Below are 23,689 nucleotides of genomic sequence, written 5' to 3' on the forward strand. Positions count from 1 at the left end.
GTGCTGTCGGCGAGACGCGAGAACGCCCCGCGCCTGAACCGTCGAGTGATTCAGGGCGCAGGGAACGATCACACCTGCTGTGCTGGGTGGTCAGGCGCGCCAGATCAATTCGACCCGGTGGGTGAGAACCTCGGCCCGGTGCGCGGCACGGCGCACATGGAACGCCTCAACGCTCTCATTGCGGCGTCTGGCCGGGGCCGCGCCGTTCATGCCCTCGGGGAGCGCATGGACGAGGACGGCTTCCAAGATCAGGCTTGTCGCCTGGTACTGCCACAGTGGGGTGCGGTCTTTCCATTCGGCAGCAACGGTGGTTACATCGATGGCCGGTCCGTCCTGGTGTTCGGGCATCGTGGCGGCGTATTCGCGGCGCGTTCGCTCGATGCGCTCCGCGATCCTCGCGCGTTGCCGCACCCACATGGGCTTATCGATCAGCCCGTCGTAATGGTCATCATCCAGCTGTGCCAGACGCCCCCGATCGGTGTCGAGCGTCGCGGCCAGACCGACACGCGCAGCCAGGTCAGCACCGGATGCTTCACGTTTCGCAGGGCTGAGCGTGATCTGCTCGAATGTCGCTAACACAGCCTCTTCCACGAGCTTCGATATGTCGGCGGAGCGGATCGAACGGTTACAGCCGCCCGGCTTCGGTTGCGCACACTGATACACGTTGCCGCGGTGAACCATCGCGCGCACGCAGGCAGAGCAACGGATCAACCCCGAGAACGGATACATGCGCTTCGCCGCGCCGCTGCCGGGTTGATGGAAGTTCCGGGCCTTCTTGCGCGCGTCGAGCGCATCGGAAACCTGCTGCCAGGTGTCCTCGTCCACAATCGCCGGCCACGCCGCCTTCACCTGCATCTGCGAGGTCTTCGCACGGCTCCCGTCCGGCAGCACCGGGCGGTACTCACGCACGCCCTTATTGGAGGGGTTGCGCAGCATCAGCTTGAGTGTCCTGTCCGACCACGCGCACCCGTGGGTGGTGAGGACGCCACGCTCGTTCCAGTCCTTGCGAATCCGATACAGTGACTCACCCGCCAATACCCGCTGCACGGCTTCGCGCACCAACTCAGCGGTCTCGGGGTCGATGACCAGTGCCCCGTTCTTGGCCCGGTACCCGAACGGTACTCGGCCACCGTGCCAGGCCCCTCGATGGCTTGTTGCTTCGCAGCACGGGCTACGCGCCTGGCGGTATCGGCTGAGGACTTGTTCGCCATCGCCACCAGCACCCTGGCCATCGCCACATCCGAATCCGTGTCCAACCGCAGCGACCCGGTTACCGAACGCACCGAGAACCCGCCGAGCACTTTCGCGTCGATCAAGTCCTCTAAATCCCTTGGGTCGCGCACTGCCCGATCCAAGTCATACGCCACCATTACCTGAGGGTGACCAGCGGTGAGATGTTTGAGCATGGCACGGAACTGCGGTCGGATCACCCGCCGCACCCGCTCACCAGAGGGCAGCGTGATCGTGCGCTGCTTAAACGCAGACGTATCATTCTCACGAAACACTTCAGAGACTTCCCAACCATGCGCGGCAGCATAGGCACGGCAATCCGCCTCCTGCCGATCAACCCCACGCTCCGCGCCCTCGGGGTCATCACTGATCCTGACGTACACCACCGCCCGCAACAACGGCTCCGTAGTTTGTTCCTGCTTGTTGTGGCCCATGTCTCGGCTCCACCTTCCTACTCGTATGAGAGGTAGGTGCGTTTACAGAACCTCGGCTACGCCGTCACCGCGCACCGTGCCCAAGGGGCCACCGTCGACACCGCACACGCGGTCGTCCACTCACCGGAAGTGACCCGAGAATCCCTCTACGTCGCGATGACCCGCGGCCGCGAATCCAACCGCGTCTACGTCGCCACCGACGAGCATCACCTCGAGGAGCATCAGCACCGTGAGGACCTGCAGAACACCGCCCGGAGCATCCTCTACGGGATCCTGCAGCACCCTGGCGCAGAGCTCTCCGCACACGACACGATCACCGTGGAGCAGGACTTCTGGGGCTCACTCGAGCAACTCGCGGCCGAGTACGACACCATCGCACAAGTCGCCGGACAGGAACGCTGGATCGCCCTCCTGCACGCCGGAGGCCTCACGGCGGAGACGATCGACGAGCTCGTCGAGACAGACGCCTTCGGGATCCTCACCACCGAGCTGCGCAGGCTCGAAGCCGACGGGCACGACATCGACAGTCTTCTCCCGCGCATCATCCAGGTTGGAGGACTGGACGAGGTGCAGGATCTCGGGTCGCTGCTGCGTTACAGGCTCCAGCGCATCACGGCGGCCTACCAGCCTGCTCCGCAGCGGACCGCCAGGATGATCGCCGGCCTGGTCCCGCGCGCGACCGGGATCACCGATCCCGCGATGAGGCAAGCCCTCGACGAGCGGGAGCAGCTCATGGAGCAGCGCATCGATGCCCTGGTCGAGAAGCTCCTCAAGCAGCCAGAGCCCTGGTTGACGGGACTCGACGAGACCGCTCCCGCAGAGGGTGAGGCTGCGGCACGGGCGGTCATTGCGTACCGCGACCGGTGGGGCGTCACCTCGAGCAGCCCACTCGGAGCGGTGCCCGGCGACGATGCTCAGCGCGTCGACTACGAACGCGCCCAGGGCGTGCTCGTGAGCCTTCAGCAGACCGAGCACTCCCGGAGGAAGTGCGGTCCAGACGGAGTCAGAGGCGGTCGATTTCCTGATGTATGCGGCCGATATTCTTAGTGCATGACGCCAACGAACCGCGCGCGGATCTCTCGCCAGACGCGCTCAAACGTGTTCGATTGGCTCTCGCTTTCCGAGTACGACTGGTCGGGGCGGCTGCAGCATCCGCAGTTCCTCGCCCGGCTCTACGACTTGGAGGAGCTGCCGAGCAGAGACCACAGGTACCGCACTGCCAGCGGCGACATCTACCAGCACATGGTGAACAACTGGGACTGGGAGGATGACTGGGTCTTCAACGACGACCGTTTCCAGCTTCGTAACGGCAGCGACGAGACGTTCCTCAACTTCTTAGCCGAGACAGTCCATCCCATTGTCCGCGACGATCCAGACGCCGCTGCCGCGATGGTCGCTGCCTACAATGACACCCTCCGCCGAGATGGGTATGAGCTCATCGAGACAGACCGTTTCGGAGATCGCATCATCTATGGCTGGCGTCAGATTTCCGCGTATTACGCCCCAACCGAGCTAACGCTCGCCAAGACGCCCGACCTCACCGAGAACTCTGTGCTGCGCCGTCACCTCGATCTAATCAACCGCGACCTCAGCTCAGATCCCGCTGCGGCGATCTCCTCCTGCAAGAACCTCCTCGAGAGCCAGTGCAAGATCGTGCTCACGGATCTGGATATCGAGTTCTCCGAACGAGACGAGCTCCCGGCTCTTTTCGCAAGCACCGCATCGGCACTCGCGATCAATGCCGACGCGGTAGACGGCAGCAAGCGCGGCAGCGACGCCCTCCGCAAAGCGATGCGCGCCCTCTCCACTCTCGTGCAGTCCGTCGCGGAGGCACGCAACTCAATCGGCGACGGGCATGGCTCCGTCAACGAGAGCCCCGCGACTCCACGACATGCACGCCTCGTGTTCAACTCGACTGTTGCAGTCGCGCAGTTCATCGCCGACACCTGGCACGAAACCTCCCATGAGCAAAAGGCTGCGCTGGGCTCCTCCTTCTGACGCTTCTCCACTCCAATCCGCAAGCGGAACTCCACCGCTCTTCCGCACTCCAACCGAGCAGCGTAGACTGCGAAATGGCAGGACAGACCACGCGCGAAGCCTGACGTCGGGCGGAGCAGACCGCCCCAAGAAGCCTCGGGGCACTCACCACACAGGACCAGCCACATCGAAGTGCTCCCGTGTGAAAAGTGAGGCCATCATGAATCTCATGCAGCGTCTGTGGAACGCCAGCGTCCGCACCCGCATCTTCCTGCGCCGCCGCAGCCGTACTTGTCATGCTGACACCTATCGAGGACAGCAGACACTGACCCAGTGCGCTCCGGTGGCCACCACTTCGTGCCACCGGAGCGCGCTGACCGCGGCGGCATGCCCGGGCGCATGTCGTGCCCTGGGTTCGGTTCCGTGGTGAGGACGAGCCGCGGGCGCGGGCATCTGTTGCTGGACATCCAGCAGGCCGACGGCCAGACCATCCTGGTGTAACTGAACGCGAGCATGGCTGGGCAGATCGTGGTGGTCGCCGGCTATCGCTGGTCGCCCGCGTGGCGGGCCGCATATCGGGCCCACGGTTCTGCGGACTTTTCGGCGTGGAGGAAGGCGACGTGGTGGCTGTAGCCGAGTGCGTCGGCGACTAGCGACGGTGGGCATTGGAGGACGAGCTCGCCGAGGGCGCTGTTGCGGGCGCCGAGGAGGTTCACGCCGAGGGCTCGCAGTCTGTCCATCACGGTGTTGGGGTGGAGGTGTCGTCCGGCGAGGATGCTTGGGAACATCCAGGGGCTGTCCGTCCCTGCCGCTGTCCGGAGGTTGGGCCGAGCATCGCGGTGCTGGCGGATCATGTTGGCGAACGGCTCAGGCACGTCCACTGGATGGCGGCCGAGCTGGATTCTCATGCCGTGAGGGCTCTCGGCGATGGCCTCGGTCGTCAGAGTGACGACTTTGACCAGTGGTTGCGCGTAGAGGAGCAGGAGCATGCCGGCGACGCGGTAGGGGAGTGACTCGCTGGTCCCGGTGAGCAATTCGCGGATCCAGGCAAGTCTCTGCTCCTGGCTCAGGGACGGGCTCGATCGGGGAGTGCGATGCGCGACCGTGACACCGGTGTTCAAGCGGGACTTCTTGGCGAGCTGGAAGAAGTTCCTGATCATGGTGCGAGTGGTCGGTCCGCCTGCCAGCCACTCGTCGGCGTCTTGCTGGGTGCAGGTCGCGGCGGTGCGGTGGTGTGTCTGGTGCAGCCAGGTCAGGAACTTGACTGTCTCGGTGATCTCTTGCTTCGCTGAGTGCACCGGGCCGCGCGTGTTGGCGCCTGCTTCGGATTTGGCGCGGATGTTGCGTAGGTGGTGCCAGGTCGCGAAGTGCTGGACGGGCTGACGGACCTCGGCGGGAGCCCTTCTAACTTGACGGCGATCCACTCCTCGAATCGGTGCAGGTAGGCATCGCGGTAGGGGAGTAGGCCGTGATGTTGCAGGAGTGCTCGGATGTGTTCGGTCGGCTTGCCGGGAACGGCGTCGAGGCCTTCGTGGGAGATCGGGATCGTGCCGTCGCCAAGGCCACGCAGGAGCGTCTGGACCTTGGGGATCGCTTCCAGACGAGGATCGACTCGGGTCGCTCGGATGCGCATAGCGCGTCGACCAGACCGCGCAGAGCGGGGTGTTCCGGCTCGCCGCCGAGGACCTGGTGGAGGTCGGCGCGAAGCGCACATCGGGCGCAGAGCCGCCCTCGGTGATGCCCGGCTTCGGTGTCGCAGCTGTCGCAATGGAAGTCGTGGGGGATCTCCGCGCAGGTCGCGCAGATCGGACCGCCGCCGGCGCTTGCGGGTCCTGGTAGCAGGCGGTCTTGGAGGCACTCCGGGCAGACGCCTCGGGTGTGGACGGCGTTGTAGTAGCAGATGTTGCAGAGCCGGCCCTCCGGCCATGTGACGGCGACCCGCGGGATCTTGCGGCCGCAGCGTGCGCACGGGTTCCCGGTCGTCGAGGTGATGCGTGGACGACCCTGGATGGTGGAGCGGGGGACAGGCCTGCTGGTCCTCGACTCGCCACGGCAGCCATCCCTACTCGTCGAGAATGTTCGCGCGCCGGGGTCGAACTGATCGGTCGAGGCTGACGACGTTGGAGCCGGGCTCGGTCGCGGTCTTCCGGCGCCGGACGTCCGCGGCGGTTGTCGTGACCAGATCGGCTGGTGTGCACTCGAAGATGTCGCAGAGTGCGGCGATAACTTGGAGCGAGACGCGCTCCGGCCGCTGATTGACGAGGCGGTAGACCTGCGGTCGGGAGAGCGTGATGTCCCGTTCGCCGAGCAGCGGGATGAGATCGGTCGTGTTGTGCAGACCTCTGGCCGCCATCAGCTCGGCCAGGCGCCACTGGTAGTCGACCTTGCGTTTCATGGTGTTCCATCCTTCGTGGTGCGGGCCAGGGCCTCGTTGACGGTCCTGTCGAGAGCGCTGCGGAGCGTGCTGCGCCGGAACTCGTCGCCGACGAACTGGTAGATGCCGGTCGTCGAGGCGTACTCGTGCCCCATCTGGTCCTGGACGAACCGTGGGTCCCAGCCAGCCTCCAACAGATGCGTAGCGTAGGAGCGTCGGAACGAGTGCAGATCGAGCCCGTCCGAAAGTCCGAGCTCGTCGCAGTAGCGGCGTAGCCGGCGCAGCAGCGCCGGTTCTCCGACCAGGCCGCCGCGTTCGCTGGGGAACAGGTCGAGTGTGTCGGGCTCACCGCGACCGTTGGCGAGCCAGTCCTCGAGGATCGGAGGCGTCCATCGCCAGACGGTGAGCACGCTGCGGGGTTTGTAGGGCGAGGAGCGCTTTGACTTGCCGTAGCGGACCTTGCAGACGCCGAACCGGCCGAACTCGCGCGCATGCGGGTTGCGGGCGAAGTCGACGAGCTGCAGGTGTCGCAACTCGTTGAAGCGGAGGCCGTAGGCGTAGGCGATCTTCATCATGACCGCATCGCGATAGGCCGCCTGCCAGCCCTTGCGTCCCGACCGCCCCATGCGTTCGACCTCATCGTCGGCGTAGACGAAGAGTCGATCGAGCTCGGACCGCGTGTAGGGACGCTTCGTGGGTCCGCCGTCGTACTCCTGGACGTGCGGTGCGGAGTTCCAGTCGAAGAAGACCTGCGCCGGGTGGGTGCCGAAGTACTGCTCGCAGACCCGGTCCCATCCGTAGTCGGGTTGCTGACGTAGCTCGTGAACGCCCGAAGCGCAGAGTGGTAGCTGCGCAGCGTGGAGCGAGAGACGTGTCGGACGGTGCGCAGGTCGGCCGAGAACTCCTCGACCATCGCCGGCGTCCAGTTCCACGGATCCTCGTTCATGTGCTCAACGAACCGGCGCACACAGCGCAGCCGCTGCTCGATCGTCGCGAACTGCAGGTTCCTGGAGAGCTGCTGGTTGCGCCAGCCGTCCAGCATGAGCTGGAGCACCTGCTCCTCGGGCCGAAGGACCGGCAGCGAGGGCACCACCGAGACCCGACCCACACCGTCGACGTGCATCCGACACCTCGTTCCGCGGTTGCATCCAATGAGTCAATGATGCATCCGATGAGACGCCAAGGGTATACGTGCTGGTCAACGGCGTGTCTGCGGGCTCTGTTGCAAAGATTGGCGGCAGTCAGAGGTAGGCTGTCGCTCTGCGCCGATCAGGCGGCTGCTGCGAAATGGTGGTTGAGCATGCCCATGGCCTCCGTCAGCGCCGAGGGCCCAATGCCAAAAGCTCTCTCCACAAGGCGCACCTCGCCCCTGATGCCGGGCTGCAGGCACCAGGGCGAGCCTGTCCTTTGCGCAGGGCTCGCATGACTTCGAATCCCTTGATCGTGGCATAGGCCGTGGGGATCGATTTGAAACCGCGCACCGGCTTGATCAGTATCTTGAGCTTTCCGTGATCGGCCTCGATCACGTTATTGAGATACTTCACCTGCCGGTGGGCCGTCTCCCGGTCCAGCTTTCCTTCGCGCTTCAATTCGGTGATCGCTGCACCATAGCTCGGCGCTTTGTCGGTATTGAGCGTGGCAGGCTTTTCCCAGTGCTTCAGGCCTCGCAGGGCCTTGCCCAGGAACCGCTTCGCTGCCTTGGCGCTGCGGGTCGGCGACAGGTAGAAATCGATCGTGTCGCCCCGCTTGTCGACTGCCCGGTACAGGTAGGTCCACTTGCCCCGCACCTTGACGTAGGTTTCATCCAGGCGCCAGCTCGGATCAAAGCCACGCCGCCAGAACCAGCGCAGCCGCTTCTCCATCTCCGGGCGTAGCACTGGACCCAGCGATAGATCGTCGTATGGTCGACCGAAATGCCGCGTTCCGCCAGCATTTCCTCAAGGTCGCGATAGCTGATCGGATAGCGACAATACCAGCGCACCGCCCACAGGATCACATCACCCTGGAAATGGCGCCACTTGAAATCCGTCATCGTTCCGTCCGTCCAATCTCCGCCAAGCATGCTCAAGCTTCACGATTTTTGCAACAGAGCCTCACATCACCCTGGAAATGGCGCCACTTGAAATCCGTCATCGTTCCGTCCGTCCAATCTCCGCCAAGCATGCTCAAGCTTCACGATTTTTGCAACAGAGCCATATCGACAACCTCTCGCGCAACCAAGACATCGCGGTCGGACTGCAAGTGATCTTGAAGCCACGGGCCCGTCCCACCCCGACATGGACCTCGATGCCCGAACGGACGTTAGATTTCGAGTTCTAGGCGTTCTGCGATGAAGGTTGGATCCCAGCCGGGATTGAAAGTGTCGACGTGGGTGAATCCGAGCCGCTCGTATAGGCCACGCAGGTTCGGGTGGCAGTCGAGCCGCAGCTTGGCGCACCCCTGCGTTCGCGCGGCATGGCGGCAAGCCTCGATCAGCGCGGAGCTGACACCCCGGCCCGCATGTGTCCGTCGCACCGCGAGCTTGTGCAGATATGCGGCCTCCCCTTGAGGGCGTCGGGCCAGAACTCGGGATCCTCGGCCGACAAGGTGCAACAGCCGACGATGCCGTCGCTGCAACTCGCGACTAGGAGCTCGGATCTCAGGACGAAGGTCTCCGCGAATGTCCGGTCGATCCGCGCGACGTCCCAGGCGGGCGTTCCCTTGGCGGACATCCACGCCGCAGCGTCGTGCATCAGCCGCACAACCTCGTCGATATCACCCGAGCAGGCGACCCGAACGTTCGGAGGCTCCTCGCTGTCCATTCGCTCCCCTGGCGCGGTATGAACCGCCGCCTCATAGTGCAGTTTGATCCTGACGAGCCCAGCATGTCTGCGCCCACCTTCGCGGAACCTGACCAGGGTCCGCTAGCGGGCGGCCGGAAGGTGAATGCTAGGCATGATCTAACCCTCGGTCTCTGGCGTCGCGACTGCGAAATTTCGCGAGGGTTTCCGAGAAGGTGATTGCGCTTCGCAGATCTCCAGGCGCGTGGGTGCGGACGTAGTCAGCGCCATTGCCGATCGCGTGAAGTTCCGCCGCAAGGCTCGCTGGACCCAGATCCTTTACAGGAAGGCCAACGGTGGCGCCCAAGAAGGATTTCCGCGACACCGAGACCAATAGCGGAAGCCCCAACGCCGACTTCAGCTTTTGAAGGTTCGACAGCACGTGCAGCGATGTTTCCGGTGCGGGGCTCAAGAAAAATCCCATCCCCGGATCGAGGATGAGCCGGTCGGCAGCGACCCCGCTCCGTCGCAAGGCGGAAACCCGCGCCTCGAAGAACCGCACAATCTCGTCGAGCGCGTCTTCGGGTCGAAGGTGACCGGTGCGGGTGGCGATGCCATCCCGCTGCGCTGAGTGCATAACCACCAGCCTGCAGTCCGCCTCAGCAATATCGGGATAGAGCGCAGGGTCAGGAAATCCTTGGATATCGTTCAGGTAGCCCACGCCGCGCTTGAGCGCATAGCGCTGGGTTTCCGGTTGGAAGCTGTCGATTGAAACACGGTGCATCTGATCGGACAGGGCGCCTAAGAGCGGCGCAATACGTCTGATCTCATCGGCCGGCGATACAGGCCTCGCGTCCGGATGGCTGGCGGCCGGTCCGACATCCACGACGTCTGATCCGACTCGCAGCATTTCGATCGCCGCGGTGACAGCGCCGGCGGGGTCTAGCCGCCGGCTCTCATCGAAGAAGGAGTCCTCGGTGAGATTCAGAATGCCGAACACCGTCACCATGGCGTCGGCCTCCGCAGCGACTTCCACGATGGGGATCGGGCGAGCAAAAAGGCAGCAATTATGAGCCCCATACCTACAAAGCCCCACGCATCAAGCTTTTGCCCATGAAGCAACCAGGCAATGGCTGTAATTATGACGACGCCGAGTCCCGACCAGACTGCATAAGCAACACCGACAGGGATGGATTTCAGAACCAGAGAAAGAAAATAAAATGCGATGCCATAACCGATTATGACAACGGCGGAAGGGGCAAGCTTAGTAAAGCCCTCGCTAGATTTTAATGCGGATGTTGCGATTACTTCGCCAACTATTGCGATAACAAGAAAAAGCCAGCCTTTCATGATATATCTCCCAATTTGTGTAGGGCTTATTATGCACGCTTAAAAATAATAAAAGCAGACTTGACCTGATAGTTTGGCTGTGAGCAATTATGTGCTTAGTGCATCTAACGCCGGAGTTAAGCCGCCGCGCGTAGCGCGGTCGGCTTGAACGAATTGTTAGACATCATTTACCAACTGACTTGATGATCTCGCCTTTCACAAAGCGAATAAATTCTTCCAAGTGATCTGCGCGTGAGGCCAAGTGATCTTCTTTTTGTCCCAGATAAGCTTGCTTAGCTTCAAGTAAGACGGGCTGATACTGGGCAGGTAGGCGTTTTATTGCCCAGTCGGCAGCGACATCCTTCGGCGCGATTTTGCCGGTTATTGCGCTGTACCAAATGCGGGACAACGTAAGCACTACATTTCGCTCATCGCCGGCCCAGTCGGGCTGCGAGTTCCATAGCTTCAAGGTTTCCCTCAGCGCCTCGAATAGATCCTGTTCAGGAACCGGGTCAAAGAATTCCTCCGCTGCCGGACCTACCAAGGCAACGCTATGTTCTCTTGCTTTTGTAAGCAGGATAGCTAGATCAATGTCGATCATGGCTGGCTCGAAGATACCCGCAAGAATGTCATTGCGCTGCCATTCTCCAAATTGCAGCTCGCGCTTAGCCGGATAACGCCACGGGATGATGTCGTCATGCACGACAAGGGTGACTTCTATAGCGCGGAGCGTCTCGCTCTCGCCAGGGAAAGCCGAAGCCTCCATAAGATCATTGAGCAATGCTCGCCGCGTCGTTTCATCAAGCTTTACGGCCACAGTAACCAACAAATCAATATCGCTGTATGGCTTCAGGCCGCCATCCACTGCGGAGCCGTACAAATGCACGGCCAGCAACGTTGATTCCAGATGGCGCTCAATGACGCTTAGCACCTCTGATAGTTGGTTCGAAATTTCGATGGTCACCGCTTCCCTCATGATGTCTAACTTTGTTTTAGGGCGACTGCCCTGCTGCGTAACATCGTTGCTGCTCCATAACATCAAACATCGACCCACGGCGTAACGCGCTTGCTGCTTGGATGCCCGAGGCATAGACTGTACAAAAAAACAGTCATAACAAGCCATGAAAACCGCCACTGCGCCGTTACCACCGCTGCGTTCGGTCAAGGTTCTGGACCAGTTGCGTGAGCGCATACGCTACTTGCATTATAGCTTACGAACCGAACAGGCTTATGTCCACTGGGTGGCTCTGTTGCAAAGATTGGCGGCAGTCAGAGGTAGGCTGTCGCTCTGCGCCGATCAGGCGGCTGCTGCGAAATGGTGGTTGAGCATGCCCATGGCCTCCGTCAGCGCCGAGGGCCCAATGCCAAAAGCTCTCTCCACAAGGCGCACCTCGCCCCTGATGCCGGGCTGCAGGCACCAGGGGCGAGCCTGTCCTTTGCGCAGGGCTCGCATGACTTCGAATCCCTTGATCGTGGCATAGGCCGTGGGGATCGATTTGAAACCGCGCACCGGCTTGATCAGTATCTTGAGCTTTCCGTGATCGGCCTCGATCACGTTATTGAGATACTTCACCTGCCGGTGGGCCGTCTCCCGGTCCAGCTTTCCTTCGCGCTTCAATTCGGTGATCGCTGCACCATAGCTCGGCGCTTTGTCGGTATTGAGCGTGGCAGGCTTTTCCCAGTGCTTCAGGCCTCGCAGGGCCTTGCCCAGGAACCGCTTCGCTGCCTTGGCGCTGCGGGTCGGCGACAGGTAGAAATCGATCGTGTCGCCCCGCTTGTCGACTGCCCGGTACAGGTAGGTCCACTTGCCCCGCACCTTGACGTAGGTTTCATCCAGGCGCCAGCTCGGATCAAAGCCACGCCGCCAGAACCAGCGCAGCCGCTTCTCCATCTCCGGGCGTAGCACTGGACCCAGCGATAGATCGTCGTATGGTCGACCGAAATGCCGCGTTCCGCCAGCATTTCCTCAAGGTCGCGATAGCTGATCGGATAGCGACAATACCAGCGCACCGCCCACAGGATCACATCACCCTGGAAATGGCGCCACTTGAAATCCGTCATCGTTCCGTCCGTCCAATCTCCGCCAAGCATGCTCAAGCTTCACGATTTTTGCAACAGAGCCTGTCTGCGTAACCGGCTCAAACGCGTCCACGCACAGCCCCGGGCGCCTTACCGCTGCTCGACATCGTGTACGGAGAGGCATCTGCGCAGGTCAGAGCCCTCGCCAGACGTCTCGCAGCACCATGTCGCCCGGGGACCGTGGTGATTCATCTGATGCAATACGCAGACTAGGTGTGTTCATAATCGTGCTTACAGGCTAGCGGGCCTCGACTCCACTCCTGCCGCCGACACGCCCACCGTCGGATCCACGCTCACACCACGGGAGCGGCCGCAGCAGCGGCTTCTCCTCACCCTCGAACACCGAAAGCCTCGACCCGGCGCGTTTCTGAAACGGCTTCGCGTTGTAAGCGGCGACGCGTTCGTAGACCGCGGCCCGCAACTCCGGCAGCGTCGCGAAGGTGCGGTCGCGGAGAGCCGCGATCACCACCGTCGCAACGTTCCCGACCGTGCCCTCGACACTCGGCTTGTCCTTCGGCTTCTTCACCCGTCCCGGCAGCACCGCCGCCGAATAGTGCGCCGCGAGCTCCCGATACGCGTCGTTCAGCACCACCTCGCCCTCGGCAGGGTGCTTGATCACACCCGCCTTCAGGTTATCCGGGACGATCCGGGGACACTGCCGCCGAACCAGTCGAACATCGCCGTGTTCGCGCGCAGCCAGGTGTCCTGCTTCATATCCAGCGTCGGCTCGACGAACGAGTAGCGGGAGAACGGCAGCGTCGCGACGAACAGGTAGACCCTCGTCGCCTGCCCGGTGACCGGGTCGCTGAGCTGCATAGTCTTGCCCGACCAGTCGACCTCGACCGTCTGCCCGGCCTTGTGACCGACCCGCGATGCCGCCCCGATCACCAGCACGTGACGCTGGTAGGTCTTGCAGAACCGGTCGTAGCCCATCGCCGTCTCGCCCTTGGCCCGGCAGGCATCGACGTACTCGCCATGCAGCAGCTTCAACGTCACCCCGACCCTCGCGAGCTCCCGATGTACCTTGTCCCAGTCCGGCTGCGCGTGAACACTCTCGTGCTCACCACGCCCGGGAACAGCCGCGCATACACGTCCGCCTCGTCGAGCTCCGCGACGTCGTCCCAGCCGACGCCCTCCCGGTCGGCGGCGTCGAGCACCGCCGACACCGAGTGCCGAGACATACCCTGCGCCGCGATCTGCCGACCCGTGAGCCCCTCCGCGCGAAGCCTCAACACCAGCTTCGCCTTGATCCTGCGTACCATCCGAACTACTCCTTCTGCCGCGTGATCAGCCACGCGGCAGAAGGAGCCTAGGAAGGTGGCGCCGAACCCGAATACCCGGTGGCGCTCAACGACGCGAACGCGCCCACGAGCAGGTGGCGCTCAACCGCAATACTCGTGGCGCTCAGAGAAGCGAATATTCACTTACTTCCTGAAGCCCACGCCTACTGCCGACACTGCGATCTCCTGGTCGGGCTTGTCGGTCTCCACGTGATCGCGCATTCCCATGGCCGGCAGCGGTTGATCGGATAATGGTCAGTTCGGTTGGCTTGGTGCTCGCTGTAGAACCTCACCAGCGCCTCGTCCGGGATGGGACTTCAGTCCAGAACTCGATGAAGTCCTCTGTCGTTGAGACGTTGGCTGGGAAGTACCAGGATCCGTCGCGCACGCTGCTCTCCCTCGGGTCAACAACACCGAGAGATTCGCTGCGGTACTCGTGACCGAACTTCCAGTTCCCGCGGCTGCACACCGGTGGGGTCCGCCACGGTGGCGCCCCTTGACGCAGCATATCCACCAGTTGTCACCACGTGGTCCCCGGTGGGGCGCGTTCCGGGACCAACCCTTCGCGCGCCCGCCACACGCCATCGGCCGACGACATCCCTGCCGTGGTAGTCCCGAGGACGTTGGGGCCTTTCGGCCGCCTCACATGCTAGACCAGAAGCTGCTCTCGTAGCCACGCAGCTGCCTGAGGCAACACCAGGATGCTCTCCACCACGATCCGATGCCTATCCACCTCAGCGATCACAGCCGCAGCCTCGTCATGGCCGACGAGCACGAAAACTCTGGGCCTAGTTGGTAACGCCGGCAGATCTTCGAGGGCTGGTGCAGTCAGCACCACGATCCTCGCCCCGTCCCATCTGGCGGTGAAGTCGTCGACGCTGTCGAGCCACTCAATGCCCCCAGATCCTCGGGCTTCCAGCCAGCGGGCGGAGCGTATCCGATCGCTTCCTCCACCGGTCTTTGCCAAACCCATGGCGACAACTCGTATCCAGGCATCCGCATGGCCGCTGCCTTCGCGACGCCGTCGAGGATCCGCTGCTCGGCTGATCCGGCCCAGAGCCTGGTATCGCGATAGGCGAACTGCGCCGCATGGCAGGCTTTGAGCACATCACGCACGTCGAGTGGTCCCGCTACGGGTCTGAACCGGTAGCCGGCAGGGTCAACGATCTGGTTCCTCAGGAACAGCCCAGTGCCCAGGCGCTGCGCCACTGCTGTGAGCACCTGCTGGGGCGAGGGGTACCTGGCTGGGTAGAGATAACGCCGAACTCAATCGCTGCGGTCAGCAGTAGATCGATGTGGTCGGCTGGCAGGCTGCGAAGTTGGTGAAGGTCCATTGGTTTCCCTCAGTTTGGGGCTGGTTAGACCACCTCGGATGATTGATCCCAAGTTTAGATGCACGCTGGCTTGGTGTAGCGCGTGAGAGCGCGTGGGACGACAACCGGCGCGGTGTCACAACGCTGGGAGGGTGGAGTCCCGGGCGGCGAAGATCGTCCGGCTCGAGGATGAGGCGCGCGGGGAACCTCGCGATACGTCGCGCGCCTGGATTGCCCGCATGGGCTAGAAGCAGAAGTCTCCCCTGCTGGCCCGCCGCACACCTGGTTGGCGTATACGGCATAACCACCGATGAGCGTGATGACGTAGGCCAAGATGTATCCCCAACGGCCCCGGAGCCAGTGGTTGCCGTCCAACTCGCCTCCTCCGAGGAGCCACCTCACAGCTAGTAGGAGCAACCACACCGCGGTCGCCGGGAAGGTCACCAAGAAGAAGACAAATCCCCACGCGGCCACGCCGTACCCGGCGATCTCCACGTCCATCCTCCATCTTTAGGTCCCATATCAGTCTAGGGAACCGTCCGTCCCAGTGTTGAGCGAGCTGTCCGCTTGGGGCGCGTCCCGCCGCTGACAAGCGCGACAAGGCCAGAGGCAGGGTTACCGGCTCCTCACAGATGAGTGGAGGTTGGGGTCCGAACCCACCGGCCTCGAGGAGTGATCGGAGCCGGTAGTTGGCCAGGTTCCTGAACCCCAACGCGATGCCGCGGAGATGTTCCAGCCTGCCGTTCACAGCTTCGGTAGGACCGTGCGAGGTCCCGGGATGGTCGAAGAACGCCAGGACATCATCGCGACGCTTGTGACGTGTGCGGCCGAGCTGCGCGAGCTCCTCGAGCCCCTTAGAGCCGGCTTCCTTCGTCAAGGGCAGTCGCACTGGTACCAGTTGTCTCCGCATATGCTGCACTGGATCGGTGCGGCTCCCGGACAGGGCTCGACGTGGGCGTAACGTGAGATCCTACCCCTCGGGTTTGCTCGATTTGCTCTCCCGCCTGGATCGGCTCGTCGCATCGCGTGCACACGCCGCTATCGAACTCAGCTGTGAACCCGTCGTGTCGGTGCCTCATGTCTGGATAGTAACGGCCTCTGGCACCGTGAATGAGAGTCCATGAACATGACCTGGGTCAGGCAATGGATCAGCTTGATCGCGCAGAGGGCCACATTTTCTGCTGCACTTCGACCTCCAGCCCGAGGACGTCGACCCGAGCGAACGTTGAGCAGGAGTGGATTAGGCACTCACGTCCTCTCAGCGAGAAGGCTCCCATGTCTACCCGCCCACGCAGCACCGTCCCACTCTCGATTGGGAAGAGCCAGGTTACCCCTCCAGCCTCCCGCTCCGTTGTCGACGTTGAGGGCTTCCGTGTCCAGGTCAGTGTCTGGGTGTGTCGCTGTCGGCGCCGGGGGCCGGCTCTAGGAAGGTTGACGCGCGAGGTGTGTCACTCCCCGGCGAGTCCCGACGATTGCTAGCCCTGGCATCTCCCTCACATACTGCTCGGCCAGCGCAGGAACTCTCGTGTCCATTCGGATAGCAACACCGGCCTGGTCTGCCTCCGACATCAGATGTGGCCACACGACAGCGCGCAGGGAAGCGCCGAGCCCACGGCCACGATGTCGAGCGTGGTGCTCGCTGAGCACCCAGGCACCGCGCTCTGGATGCACCAGCTGCGAGGCGTCAGGCGTGAAATAGCCAGCCACCCAGCTCACACGTGCCCAGCGCCGCACGGCGAGCAGGTGTACGGCGGCAACGCCTGCGCCGACGCAGAGGTAGAACGCCGCAAGGCCGGTACACGCCAGAAGGGTTGCCGCGCCCGCGCCCAGTGGCCACGCGGCGATCATGGTCATGAGCGCAGTGACGATCACCAAACCGTTGATGGATGGCTTCTGGAGATACTCGCGCGTCACCCACCAGGCCAAGAGTAAAGCGGTGAAGAGGTTGTAGGGGTCGGTCCCGGGGCATGGCGCCGGTGGTGTGGGATCACCAGACATCGACGTCGAACCCGACGACAATGAACCCACCTTCGAACTCTGGGTAGCGGCCTTGGATCTGCCCATCAAGCCATTCAAACGCGGTTTCCGGGTTGGATTGCAGGGCATCATGGATCGACTGGGCCGCGTAGCCACCGTGCCCGCCGAGCTGGACAGGGATCCTGTCTCGGCTGCCGTCCTTGCGGCGAACTTCAGCCCACACCGTGCCGGAGATCCGTTTCCCGGTTGCTGCGGCCCGGGCGACGACGTCGGCCATGATCTTGCCGCCGGCGGAGCGGTTGTTGGCTCGGTCGGTCTTAGGGACGGTGACTCGGTGCAGCTCACGCCCATTAGGCAGCCGGTTCTCCTGGTGGGAGAGCTGGTTACGTGTCCCGGTCGGCTTCCTTTTGGGCAGTGCCGGCGGTTGGGCGGTCGACTTGGTGACTGTGCGGATCCGCTGCCCGGGCGGAGCGGCTGGCACCACCGATTCCTGGCCCTTGGTGGCTCGGACCTTCGCCAGGGTGCCGTCGGATGAGGTGCGACGGAAGGGCGGGTCTTGACCTCGCCGCGGGTGGCCAGTTCGGTGAGGGCCTGGTTGAGGTTGTTGCCGGGTTTGCGGCCGTTGGCGATCTGGCCGATCAGGGAGCTGTCACGACCGAGGCGGCGGCCAATCTCAGCGTTGGAGAATCCTTGGGTTTGGAGCTCGAGGATGAGGTCTTTTGATGTTGACATGGGCTACTCCCAGCCTGCTATCTCGGCTTGGTTGGATAGTTGCTGGCGCACATCCACCGTCTGCGGAGCTGGGAGCGGGCCGGGAGGTAGCCCTTGATCCTGATGCGGCCGTTAGCGCCGTCGTCGGCTCCTCCCCGTGATTCGGGAGGGTCCAGGGCTGGATCCGCGTGGTGTAGATGGCGTCGCCCTGGATTCCGATCAACTCTGAAGGCTCGACCTGCAGGGCGCCGTAGATGGCGGACTTGGCCTTGGTGGGGCGGTTGTCCCGTAGGACACGCGCGCGGGCGGCTCCCCACACCAGCGCCGCGATCTCGGGTGCCATGTCTCGGCGTCGTCAGGGCGTGACTTCGATGGCACCTGGTAGACGAAACCACCATTGGGTGAGGGCTGGACGCGGCCCACGGCGGCGTCGGAGACCTTCTCGAAGGTAGTGGCGAACCTGGTGGTGGTTCGGCTGCGGCGCGAGAACGAGCCGACGGTGACGCGGAACATGTGCTTGATCGCCGAGGCGGCCGCTGAATGGGCTCCCGGGCCGATGGCGCCGCGCTGGAGCCCATGGTCAAGGGCCTCGAGCATCTTGCCGGTGGCAGTGGCGAAGGGTTCGATGGCGTTGGATTTCTTGGTGAACGCGATCCCTTCAAGGATCTCGATTTGCCAGTCGCTTTCGAGGCTGGCTGTGCGCAGTTCGGTGGAGTTGATCCAGGTCTCTCCGACGAAGCCGGGCTTGTTAGGCCAGTGCCAGCCACGGCCAGCCCCTTCGAGCTTGATGGGGAACAGTCCGATGTGGTCCCACCAGTCGGAGATCCGGTAGCGGATCTTGTAGCGGGCTGGGTGGTATGGGTCGCGGGCCCACAGTTCCTGGGCTTGGCCGGCGGTGAGCATGGTGGCTGGCGCTGAGCCACGCAGTCCGCGGCACACACCGTGATACATGAACCGGCCGTCTGCGTAGGCAAAGCCGGGCAGTTCGCTAGCGGATACCAGAGGGACGCAGTCGCCGCAGCCGCACATACCGGGCCCGGCCACGTAGTGCTCAAACCGGTGTTGTGGTTCGGTGGCTTGGATGAGGTGGCCGATGTCGGGATCGATGGGCTCCATGAGGAACTCACGGACCCCGTCGAAGCGTTGTTTCCACACGTTGAGGCCGGTTGCTGAGGGGCTGCGCATGAGGCCCCAGTCAGGTCGGTCGATGGCGTGGGCGACGACTCGTGCGACGGTTTTGTAGGCGAACTCGGCCTCGATCGGGGCCAGGACCCGGTCTCCAAACCATTCGGCTGTGGTGGTCACGGTGATGCGGTGTTGGGTCTCTGTGTGCAGGAACCGGCCACGGGGCGGGTCGCCAAGGTAATGGCCGACATCGGTCCAACCGGGTGTTGGGTCGATGCCCTTGGCGATCTGGGTTTCGGTTGGTAGCAGCCAGGCGTATCCGGTTGGGACAGTGCCACACAGCATGAGGCGGGTAGCTCGGGCGTAGCGGGCAGTCTCGAGGAGATCAAACAACGTCGGATTCTTCCTGCGTCCGCCGATGATCGGGAGATGGCTTGGCCGGCGGGTCGAGTCCTTGGCCGGTGTTGAGGTCAAGCCAGATGATGGCCTCATCGGGTGGACGCACTGGCGTTGGGCGCTGGTTCACTGGGGTCCCTGCCGCGGCGGATCTCGGTGAGAAGCGCGGTGTCATCTGCTGACAGGTCGTCGGTGCGCATCCGGTAGATGGCGTGGCGGCCGCGGCCGGAGATCTCGGCCAGTTCGTGGACCTTCAGGCCTCCGGTGGTGTTGGCAGCGTTGATCGCCAGGCGCCAGCTGCGGTCGACTTGGGAGGCGTAGGTGAGGGCGCTTTCCCGCAGCGCGGTGGCATCTTTGACTATTCGTTCCCAGTCGTAGGGGAACATGTCCTCGAGGACCTGGATGCCATCTTTCCGGGTACGGGCCACCGTTCGGTCGGGGTGATCCAGCCGTGGGCTCGGGCGGATTCGGTGATGGCCTGCTTTCGGTGCCGAGGTTCCGGTGCGGGTTCGGCCCAGCGTTGGGTGGGCAGCCACTCATCCGTGTGTAGCTGCTCGATGGTCAACACCAGCTCGCCGCCCGTGCTGGTCGGGGCAACTGTCAGTCGCCATCCCACGCCGTCGTGCTCGACTGTCTCTGTCATGGTGTCCACTCTAGGCTCAGGTGTTGCGTGCTAGCTACAACCCGTAGCGTGGTTCATGGCTGGGGCGGGGTGGGGCAATGTCGGTGACGAGCCAGCCGGTGATGGTGCCGGGTTCAGCGATCAGGAGGATGTCAACTGTCCGGCCATCGCTGAACTCCTGGCGCAGCATTGCGTTGGTAGAGGCTAGCTCGACGATGTCCGGGAGCGGAGTGCGGTAGCGTCCCATGTCTTTAGTGGGTGTGCCAGGTCATCGATGAGCGCCTGAGCTGCAACCGGCACAAGTGCCTGGGTGCGCAGCTGTGGGTCAGGTAGCAGCCAGGCTGCGACGAACTGCGTGGCAGTGTCGATCGCGAGCTGACGATCTGCTGCTGGCACGGTCCAGTCGAGCTGTTCACCACCTTCGTATTGGGGGTCGCGACGGTGGGTTCATGTGGTTCTTCGGGCTCCCTTCGCGGGCGGGGCGGCGGTTCCTGGCTGCGACTCGGTTGCACCGGCCGGGGCGGGGTTCACTTGTGCGGTTGTCGTGGGCTAGGGGTGGGCGTCGGTTGCTTGTTGCCTCCGAGGAGGATCCCTGCAGCGATGATGAGGGTCATGATGATGACGGCGGTCTTGATGTTCTTCATGGGTGATTCCTCGTGTGGCGAGCCAGGTTGCGGGTCGACGGTGCGCCCGGCAACGCGGACTTCGAGGTGGAGGTGGGCGCCGTAGGAGTTGCCGGTGTTACCGACTGTGCCGATCTGCTGGCCGGCGGTAACTCGTTGGCCATTGCGGATGGTGCGCGTTGCTTGGTGGGCGTAGTAGAAGACGGTGCCGTCGTCGTTGGTGATCTGGGTGAGGTTGCCGTAGGCAGAGTGCCATGAGGCGTTAGTGACGGTGCCGTCGGTGATGGAGCGCACGGGGTGCCTTCTGCGGCGGCGAAGTCCAAGCCTGTGTGGTATCCGGAGGACCAGGCAGATCCAGCTTGGTTGTAGCGGGCTGTGATGCGGAAGCTACCTCTGTCGACGGGCAGGGATACCCCGGCGGAGTCCACAGGGCGGTTGGGTTGGCCGGGACGCCTGTGCCCATGGCGCCGAGGAACGAGATGTGGACGTGGTCGAGGTGTGCGGCAGAGGGGTCCACGCCGGAGTAACACGAGGCGTTCACCCCGCAGGTGCGCCATCCTTCGGAGGCCCGCTGCATGCTCCAGATTTGCTTACGCCAGATGATGTAGGTCACGCCGAGACCCTCCGCGTTGGCCTTGGCCCATTCGGCAATCTGGGTACCCAGTTCGATGCCGGCAGCGGATCTGTAGTCGGGGACCATCGCGTCGATAGCGTTGCCGACGTGGTGGTCTGAGCCCGGGTCGTTGCGGAGCCCGCCGATGACGGTGATCTGGGGCCAGTTGTACTTGATGCAGCGCAGGCCCCGTAGCGCGTCGGGGTGAGTCCTGCTTCCGTGCTCATTCCGGTTGCTGGACAGTCGAGAGTGCTACCTACCGCGCCGGAGCACAGGATCTGTCCTGCTGCCCGCCGCTGAGTCGCTGCACCAAGGCACGGGCGAAGGCTTCATGCTTGGCGTAGGCATCGGGGAATGCCGAGCGTTGCACGGCTTGAGCAGCGGCGGTCACTGACATCGTGCGCCAGCCGTCGATGTCGGTCAGGCCAGGGATGTGATAGCCCGCGAGGGTGGTGTTGCCGAGGAAGAAGGTTCTGGCTGCGTAGGCGTGGTCGTTGAGAGTGGCGATGTTGGCTTCTTGGGTGGCCCCATTGGCGTACCAGCCGACCAGGCTGCGCTGTTGGAATAGTCCAACGTCGCCGTCGCTGTTAGGTGTGAGGGTGCGCGGGTCGGCACCGAGGTTTGATTCTTGTGCGGCGGTGGCGATTCCCACTACTGCACCTTCTGGGCCGGCTCCTGTTTCGGTGGCCGCTGCGTAGATGGTGGCTGCTGCGTTGAGCTGTCCTGCCGTGAGGTTTTGCTCCGAGAGCCCGCTGTCCTGCCAGCTGGCTGAGCACAGCGAGGCGTTGCTGGACGAGACATGCTGTTGCGCTCCGCTGATCGCAGTGACCATCGCCATAACGGCGGCCATCGGTACTGTGCCCCCATGAGCGTCACGATGACGGCCAGGGCGATCCACTTCTTCATCGTGCTCGGCGCTGCGTGGGTCGACTGCGCAACGCCCGGGAACTGCAGCGGCGGCAGTCTTTGTCATGGCGGGGTTGACCGGTGTACGTGGCGGAGGCTCATGCTGGGGCGGCGGGCGATGTGAGGCGGGCCGCTCGCCGGGTTCTTCGTTGCCGCCGTCGGGCGGGTGAGTCTCGGTGTGTGTGTCGAGCCAGGTGGCAGCGGGGCCGCGGGCGGGTGGGTCGCACGGTGAGGGGTCGTGACGGCGGCGGGGACAGTGCGATGACGCGTCGCATCGGCAGTCGGTGCGGTGTCGGCTGGGGACCTTCAGTGGAGTCGACGATCACGCCTTCGATGACCTCGTCATCGGTTGGGTGGCTGCGGGCACGGCTAGTCGAGGTGGTCGTTGGAGCAGAGGAGGCTGCGGCGGGCCAGGTGCGGGGGCGGCTCGACCGCTGAAAGCTAGGTGGCCGTCTGAGGTGGCTGAAGGTTTGGCTGCTGTCGCGGCGCGGCCCGCCAGGGCCCCTTGGCCCGCTTCATGGCGGCGTTGTTGAGTACCACCCGCCCAGCCAACGCGGGTTACCGGTCAGTGCGGCGGCACCCACCATGGCTGTGTTCTTGAGGGCGGCGCGGCCTTGGGGCGAGGCTAGTACCTTCCCGGCTCCGTAGACGCCGGCGGCCTTCATCCAGTGGGCTCCTTGCCCTGCAGGGGCCAACGGGCGCGGGCGGCGGCGCCGGGACGCGACCCCATCCAGTCTGTGAGCCGGCTGGTGGCGGCTTTGAGGCCTTTGCGGTAGCGCAGGAACGCGATCAGCCCCAGAACCATGACGATGATCACGATGGCGAAGGCTTTGGAGGGCTGCCCCTCGTTTGCTTGGAATACAGTTTGGATCACCATCAGGTAGACGCCTAGGAAGAATATGGCGAAAACGAATACGGCGATCCCGATGAACATCTCCGCGAAGGCGTGGGCCAGTGGACGCCGTGCTCCACCAGGCAGTACGGCGAGGACTAGGTTGATGATCGCCTTCAGCGAGGCCAGGACGGTTGAGACCAGCGCAAGCATCACGGTGCCGCCGATCATGATCGCGATCAGCAGCACGATCAGACCGGCCGGGGCTTGGATGAAGGCCGAGGACACCATGCCGCCGTTGGGAGTGTTGGCGTACTCGCCGGCGGCGTCGTTGCAGCTCTTGACTGCGTTACGCACGTCGTCGGTGTAGCCATATGGGCCTTGACGGATGGAGTCGTCGTAGGCCGCTTCGCAGGCAGTGCCGTCGAGGATTTGGCCGAAGGAGATCAGCTGTACGGGCTGCCGCACGAACGTGGTTATCAGTTCCGATGTGATCGCATTCTGATCGGTGTGCGCTTGGTCGCCCATTGCTGCGACGAGCTCCAAGGTGTGGTCCCGGGCCTGGTAGATCCAGCCGCCGGGCCCGGCCACCATCTGAATGGGGTTGCTCAATGCGGTGGCTGATAACGCCACGATCAGGCAGCCCACGATGATCTCATAGACGCCGCGGGCGGTCTTGCCGCGCATGATGAAGATTCCACCCGCCAGGCCAGCGATCATCAGGAACATCGGCGCGAGCCCGAATCTCGCGATCACGTCGCGCAGCGCGTCGCCGATGGCGATCAGTGGGCCGGTGAGCATGGTGAGCCAGTCGAAGGACAGCACCCAGTCGAGGAACCAGATCGCCACCGCGGTGCAGCCCAGGTAGCCGCGCCAGAGGAACTCGGTGAACATTGCCGAGATCGCGGTGCCCGGTTCGAAGATGTCGGACTTGAAGTTGATGGCCAACTCATAGTTCCACAGCCCAATTCCCTTGACGTCGGTGAGCTGGATCCACGACAGGGTGGGGATCGTTTGTCCCATCGTCGTGGCGTCGTCGGCGGTGGCGAACACGACGTTGCCGAACACCACCAGGACGACAGCACCTATCAGGGTGCGGATCAGCATCC

At 63.5% G+C, this 23,689-nt stretch carries 21 protein-coding genes and 5 pseudogenes; 2 read left to right on the plus strand and 24 right to left on the minus strand.

Going from position 1 to position 23,689, the window contains the following annotated elements; all coding sequences use genetic code 11:
- Positions 1-90: 90 nt before the first annotated feature.
- Both G7085_RS22495 and G7085_RS28795 read right to left on the minus strand, forming a co-directional pair.
- Positions 91-1,089, minus strand: coding sequence for a recombinase family protein (locus G7085_RS22495; RefSeq protein ID WP_456300423.1), 999 nt, complete (start codon positions 1,087-1,089; stop codon positions 91-93).
- Positions 1,090-1,199: 110 nt separating this feature from the next.
- Positions 1,200-1,664 (minus strand): annotated as a pseudogene (locus G7085_RS28795) (recombinase family protein); the annotation flags it as partial.
- A gap of 36 nt (positions 1,665-1,700) precedes the next feature.
- Here G7085_RS28795 and G7085_RS22505 point away from each other — a divergent pair.
- Positions 1,701-2,711, plus strand: coding sequence for a C-terminal helicase domain-containing protein (locus tag G7085_RS22505; protein ID WP_197513155.1), 1,011 nt, complete (start codon positions 1,701-1,703; stop codon positions 2,709-2,711).
- A 3-nt stretch (positions 2,712-2,714) separates the two neighbouring features.
- Complete coding sequence (locus G7085_RS22510; protein ID WP_081473272.1) at positions 2,715-3,662, plus strand: abortive infection family protein; 948 nt, start codon at positions 2,715-2,717, stop codon at positions 3,660-3,662.
- A 521-nt stretch (positions 3,663-4,183) separates the two neighbouring features.
- Here the strand turns inward: G7085_RS22510 and G7085_RS28800 are convergent.
- The 22 genes and pseudogenes from G7085_RS28800 to G7085_RS22630 form a co-directional block, all read right to left on the minus strand.
- Positions 4,184-4,939 carry a hypothetical protein gene (locus G7085_RS28800; RefSeq protein ID WP_231980844.1) on the minus strand — a complete coding sequence of 252 codons (756 nt, stop codon included), beginning with the start codon at positions 4,937-4,939 and terminating at the stop codon, positions 4,184-4,186.
- 764 nt (positions 4,940-5,703) lie between these two features.
- Positions 5,704-6,036 carry a helix-turn-helix domain-containing protein gene (locus G7085_RS22520; RefSeq protein WP_064846257.1) on the minus strand — a complete coding sequence of 111 codons (333 nt, stop codon included), beginning with the start codon at positions 6,034-6,036 and terminating at the stop codon, positions 5,704-5,706.
- Entirely contained in the window at positions 6,033-6,590 is a 558-nt protein-coding gene (locus G7085_RS22525) for a tyrosine-type recombinase/integrase (RefSeq protein ID WP_331716060.1), read from the minus strand. The genes G7085_RS22520 and G7085_RS22525 overlap by 4 nt, the downstream gene beginning before the upstream one ends.
- Positions 6,587-7,138, minus strand: coding sequence for a phage integrase N-terminal SAM-like domain-containing protein (locus G7085_RS22530; RefSeq protein ID WP_197513161.1), 552 nt, complete (start codon positions 7,136-7,138; stop codon positions 6,587-6,589). Before G7085_RS22530 ends, G7085_RS22525 begins: the two co-directional genes overlap by 4 nt.
- Before the next feature lie 146 nt (positions 7,139-7,284).
- Positions 7,285-8,047: pseudogene (locus G7085_RS22535) on the minus strand (IS6-like element IS6100 family transposase).
- Between the two features lie 269 nt (positions 8,048-8,316).
- On the minus strand, positions 8,317-8,529 hold the full coding sequence (locus tag G7085_RS36540; RefSeq protein ID WP_021598031.1) for a GNAT family N-acetyltransferase: 213 nt from the start codon (positions 8,527-8,529) through the stop codon (positions 8,317-8,319).
- Positions 8,487-8,756 carry a hypothetical protein gene (locus G7085_RS36545; RefSeq protein WP_456300424.1) on the minus strand — a complete coding sequence of 90 codons (270 nt, stop codon included), beginning with the start codon at positions 8,754-8,756 and terminating at the stop codon, positions 8,487-8,489. Before G7085_RS36545 ends, G7085_RS36540 begins: the two co-directional genes overlap by 43 nt.
- 187 nt (positions 8,757-8,943) lie before the next feature.
- Positions 8,944-9,783, minus strand: coding sequence for a sulfonamide-resistant dihydropteroate synthase Sul1 (gene sul1, locus G7085_RS22545; RefSeq protein ID WP_197513275.1), 840 nt, complete (start codon positions 9,781-9,783; stop codon positions 8,944-8,946).
- Complete coding sequence (locus G7085_RS22550; RefSeq protein WP_000679427.1) at positions 9,777-10,124, minus strand: quaternary ammonium compound efflux SMR transporter QacE delta 1; 348 nt, start codon at positions 10,122-10,124, stop codon at positions 9,777-9,779. Before G7085_RS22550 ends, sul1 begins: the two co-directional genes overlap by 7 nt.
- A 163-nt stretch (positions 10,125-10,287) precedes the next feature.
- Positions 10,288-11,079, minus strand: coding sequence for an ANT(3'')-Ia family aminoglycoside nucleotidyltransferase AadA2 (locus tag G7085_RS22555; protein WP_001206356.1), 792 nt, complete (start codon positions 11,077-11,079; stop codon positions 10,288-10,290).
- Between the two features lie 321 nt (positions 11,080-11,400).
- A pseudogene (locus G7085_RS22565) lies at positions 11,401-12,164 on the minus strand (IS6-like element IS6100 family transposase).
- A 319-nt stretch (positions 12,165-12,483) separates the two neighbouring features.
- Positions 12,484-13,444: pseudogene (gene istA / locus G7085_RS28805) on the minus strand (IS21 family transposase); the annotation flags it as partial.
- Between the two features lie 667 nt (positions 13,445-14,111).
- The gene (locus tag G7085_RS22585) at positions 14,112-14,429 is read right to left on the minus strand and encodes a hypothetical protein (protein ID WP_197513169.1); all 318 of its coding nucleotides are present in this window, start codon (positions 14,427-14,429) and stop codon (positions 14,112-14,114) included.
- Positions 14,430-15,421: 992 nt separating this feature from the next.
- Positions 15,422-15,652 (minus strand): annotated as a pseudogene (locus G7085_RS22590) (transposase); the annotation flags it as partial.
- 545 nt (positions 15,653-16,197) lie between these two features.
- Positions 16,198-16,689, minus strand: a complete 492-nt coding sequence (locus G7085_RS22595; protein ID WP_197513171.1) for a hypothetical protein — start codon at positions 16,687-16,689, stop codon at positions 16,198-16,200.
- A gap of 73 nt (positions 16,690-16,762) precedes the next feature.
- The gene (locus tag G7085_RS22600; protein WP_197513172.1) at positions 16,763-17,029 is read right to left on the minus strand and encodes a hypothetical protein; all 267 of its coding nucleotides are present in this window, start codon (positions 17,027-17,029) and stop codon (positions 16,763-16,765) included.
- Between the two features lie 653 nt (positions 17,030-17,682).
- Complete coding sequence (locus tag G7085_RS22605) at positions 17,683-18,981, minus strand: hypothetical protein (RefSeq protein WP_231980845.1); 1,299 nt, start codon at positions 18,979-18,981, stop codon at positions 17,683-17,685.
- Positions 18,982-19,076: 95 nt separating this feature from the next.
- Positions 19,077-19,370, minus strand: coding sequence for a hypothetical protein (locus tag G7085_RS22610; protein WP_197513176.1), 294 nt, complete (start codon positions 19,368-19,370; stop codon positions 19,077-19,079).
- A 291-nt stretch (positions 19,371-19,661) separates the two neighbouring features.
- Complete coding sequence (locus G7085_RS22615) at positions 19,662-19,853, minus strand: hypothetical protein (protein ID WP_197513178.1); 192 nt, start codon at positions 19,851-19,853, stop codon at positions 19,662-19,664.
- Positions 19,854-20,133: 280 nt separating this feature from the next.
- Positions 20,134-20,523, minus strand: a complete 390-nt coding sequence (locus G7085_RS22620; RefSeq protein WP_197513180.1) for a M23 family metallopeptidase — start codon at positions 20,521-20,523, stop codon at positions 20,134-20,136.
- Positions 20,524-21,098: 575 nt separating this feature from the next.
- Entirely contained in the window at positions 21,099-21,674 is a 576-nt protein-coding gene (locus G7085_RS22625; protein ID WP_197513182.1) for a hypothetical protein, read from the minus strand.
- 735 nt (positions 21,675-22,409) lie between these two features.
- On the minus strand, positions 22,410-23,687 hold the full coding sequence (locus G7085_RS22630) for a hypothetical protein (protein ID WP_197513184.1): 1,278 nt from the start codon (positions 23,685-23,687) through the stop codon (positions 22,410-22,412).
- Positions 23,688-23,689 lie beyond the last annotated feature (2 nt).

This window comes from Tessaracoccus coleopterorum (genome assembly GCF_011174705.1).
Taxonomy (GTDB): Bacteria; Actinomycetota; Actinomycetes; order Propionibacteriales; family Propionibacteriaceae; genus Arachnia; species Arachnia coleopterorum.

Bases quoted from the DNA above. Each gene is read 5' to 3' on its own strand.
- G7085_RS22510 (WP_081473272.1), top strand. From the start codon at position 2,715: ATGACGCCAACGAACCGCGCGCGGATCTCTCGCCAGACGCGCTCAAAC.
- G7085_RS22520 (WP_064846257.1), bottom strand. From the start codon at position 6,036: ATGAAACGCAAGGTCGACTACCAGTGGCGCCTGGCCGAGCTGATGGCG.
- G7085_RS22525 (WP_331716060.1), bottom strand. From the start codon at position 6,590: ATGATGAAGATCGCCTACGCCTACGGCCTCCGCTTCAACGAGTTGCGA.
- G7085_RS22530 (WP_197513161.1), bottom strand. From the start codon at position 7,138: ATGCACGTCGACGGTGTGGGTCGGGTCTCGGTGGTGCCCTCGCTGCCG.
- sul1 (WP_197513275.1), bottom strand. From the start codon at position 9,783: ATGGTGACGGTGTTCGGCATTCTGAATCTCACCGAGGACTCCTTCTTC.
- G7085_RS22550 (WP_000679427.1), bottom strand. From the start codon at position 10,124: ATGAAAGGCTGGCTTTTTCTTGTTATCGCAATAGTTGGCGAAGTAATC.
- G7085_RS22555 (WP_001206356.1), bottom strand. From the start codon at position 11,079: ATGAGGGAAGCGGTGACCATCGAAATTTCGAACCAACTATCAGAGGTG.
- G7085_RS22600 (WP_197513172.1), bottom strand. From the start codon at position 17,029: ATGGCCGACGTCGTCGCCCGGGCCGCAGCAACCGGGAAACGGATCTCC.
- G7085_RS22610 (WP_197513176.1), bottom strand. From the start codon at position 19,370: ATGTTCCCCTACGACTGGGAACGAATAGTCAAAGATGCCACCGCGCTG.
- G7085_RS22615 (WP_197513178.1), bottom strand. From the start codon at position 19,853: ATGGGACGCTACCGCACTCCGCTCCCGGACATCGTCGAGCTAGCCTCT.
- G7085_RS22625 (WP_197513182.1), bottom strand. From the start codon at position 21,674: ATGGTCACTGCGATCAGCGGAGCGCAACAGCATGTCTCGTCCAGCAAC.
- G7085_RS22630 (WP_197513184.1), bottom strand. From the start codon at position 23,687: ATGCTGATCCGCACCCTGATAGGTGCTGTCGTCCTGGTGGTGTTCGGC.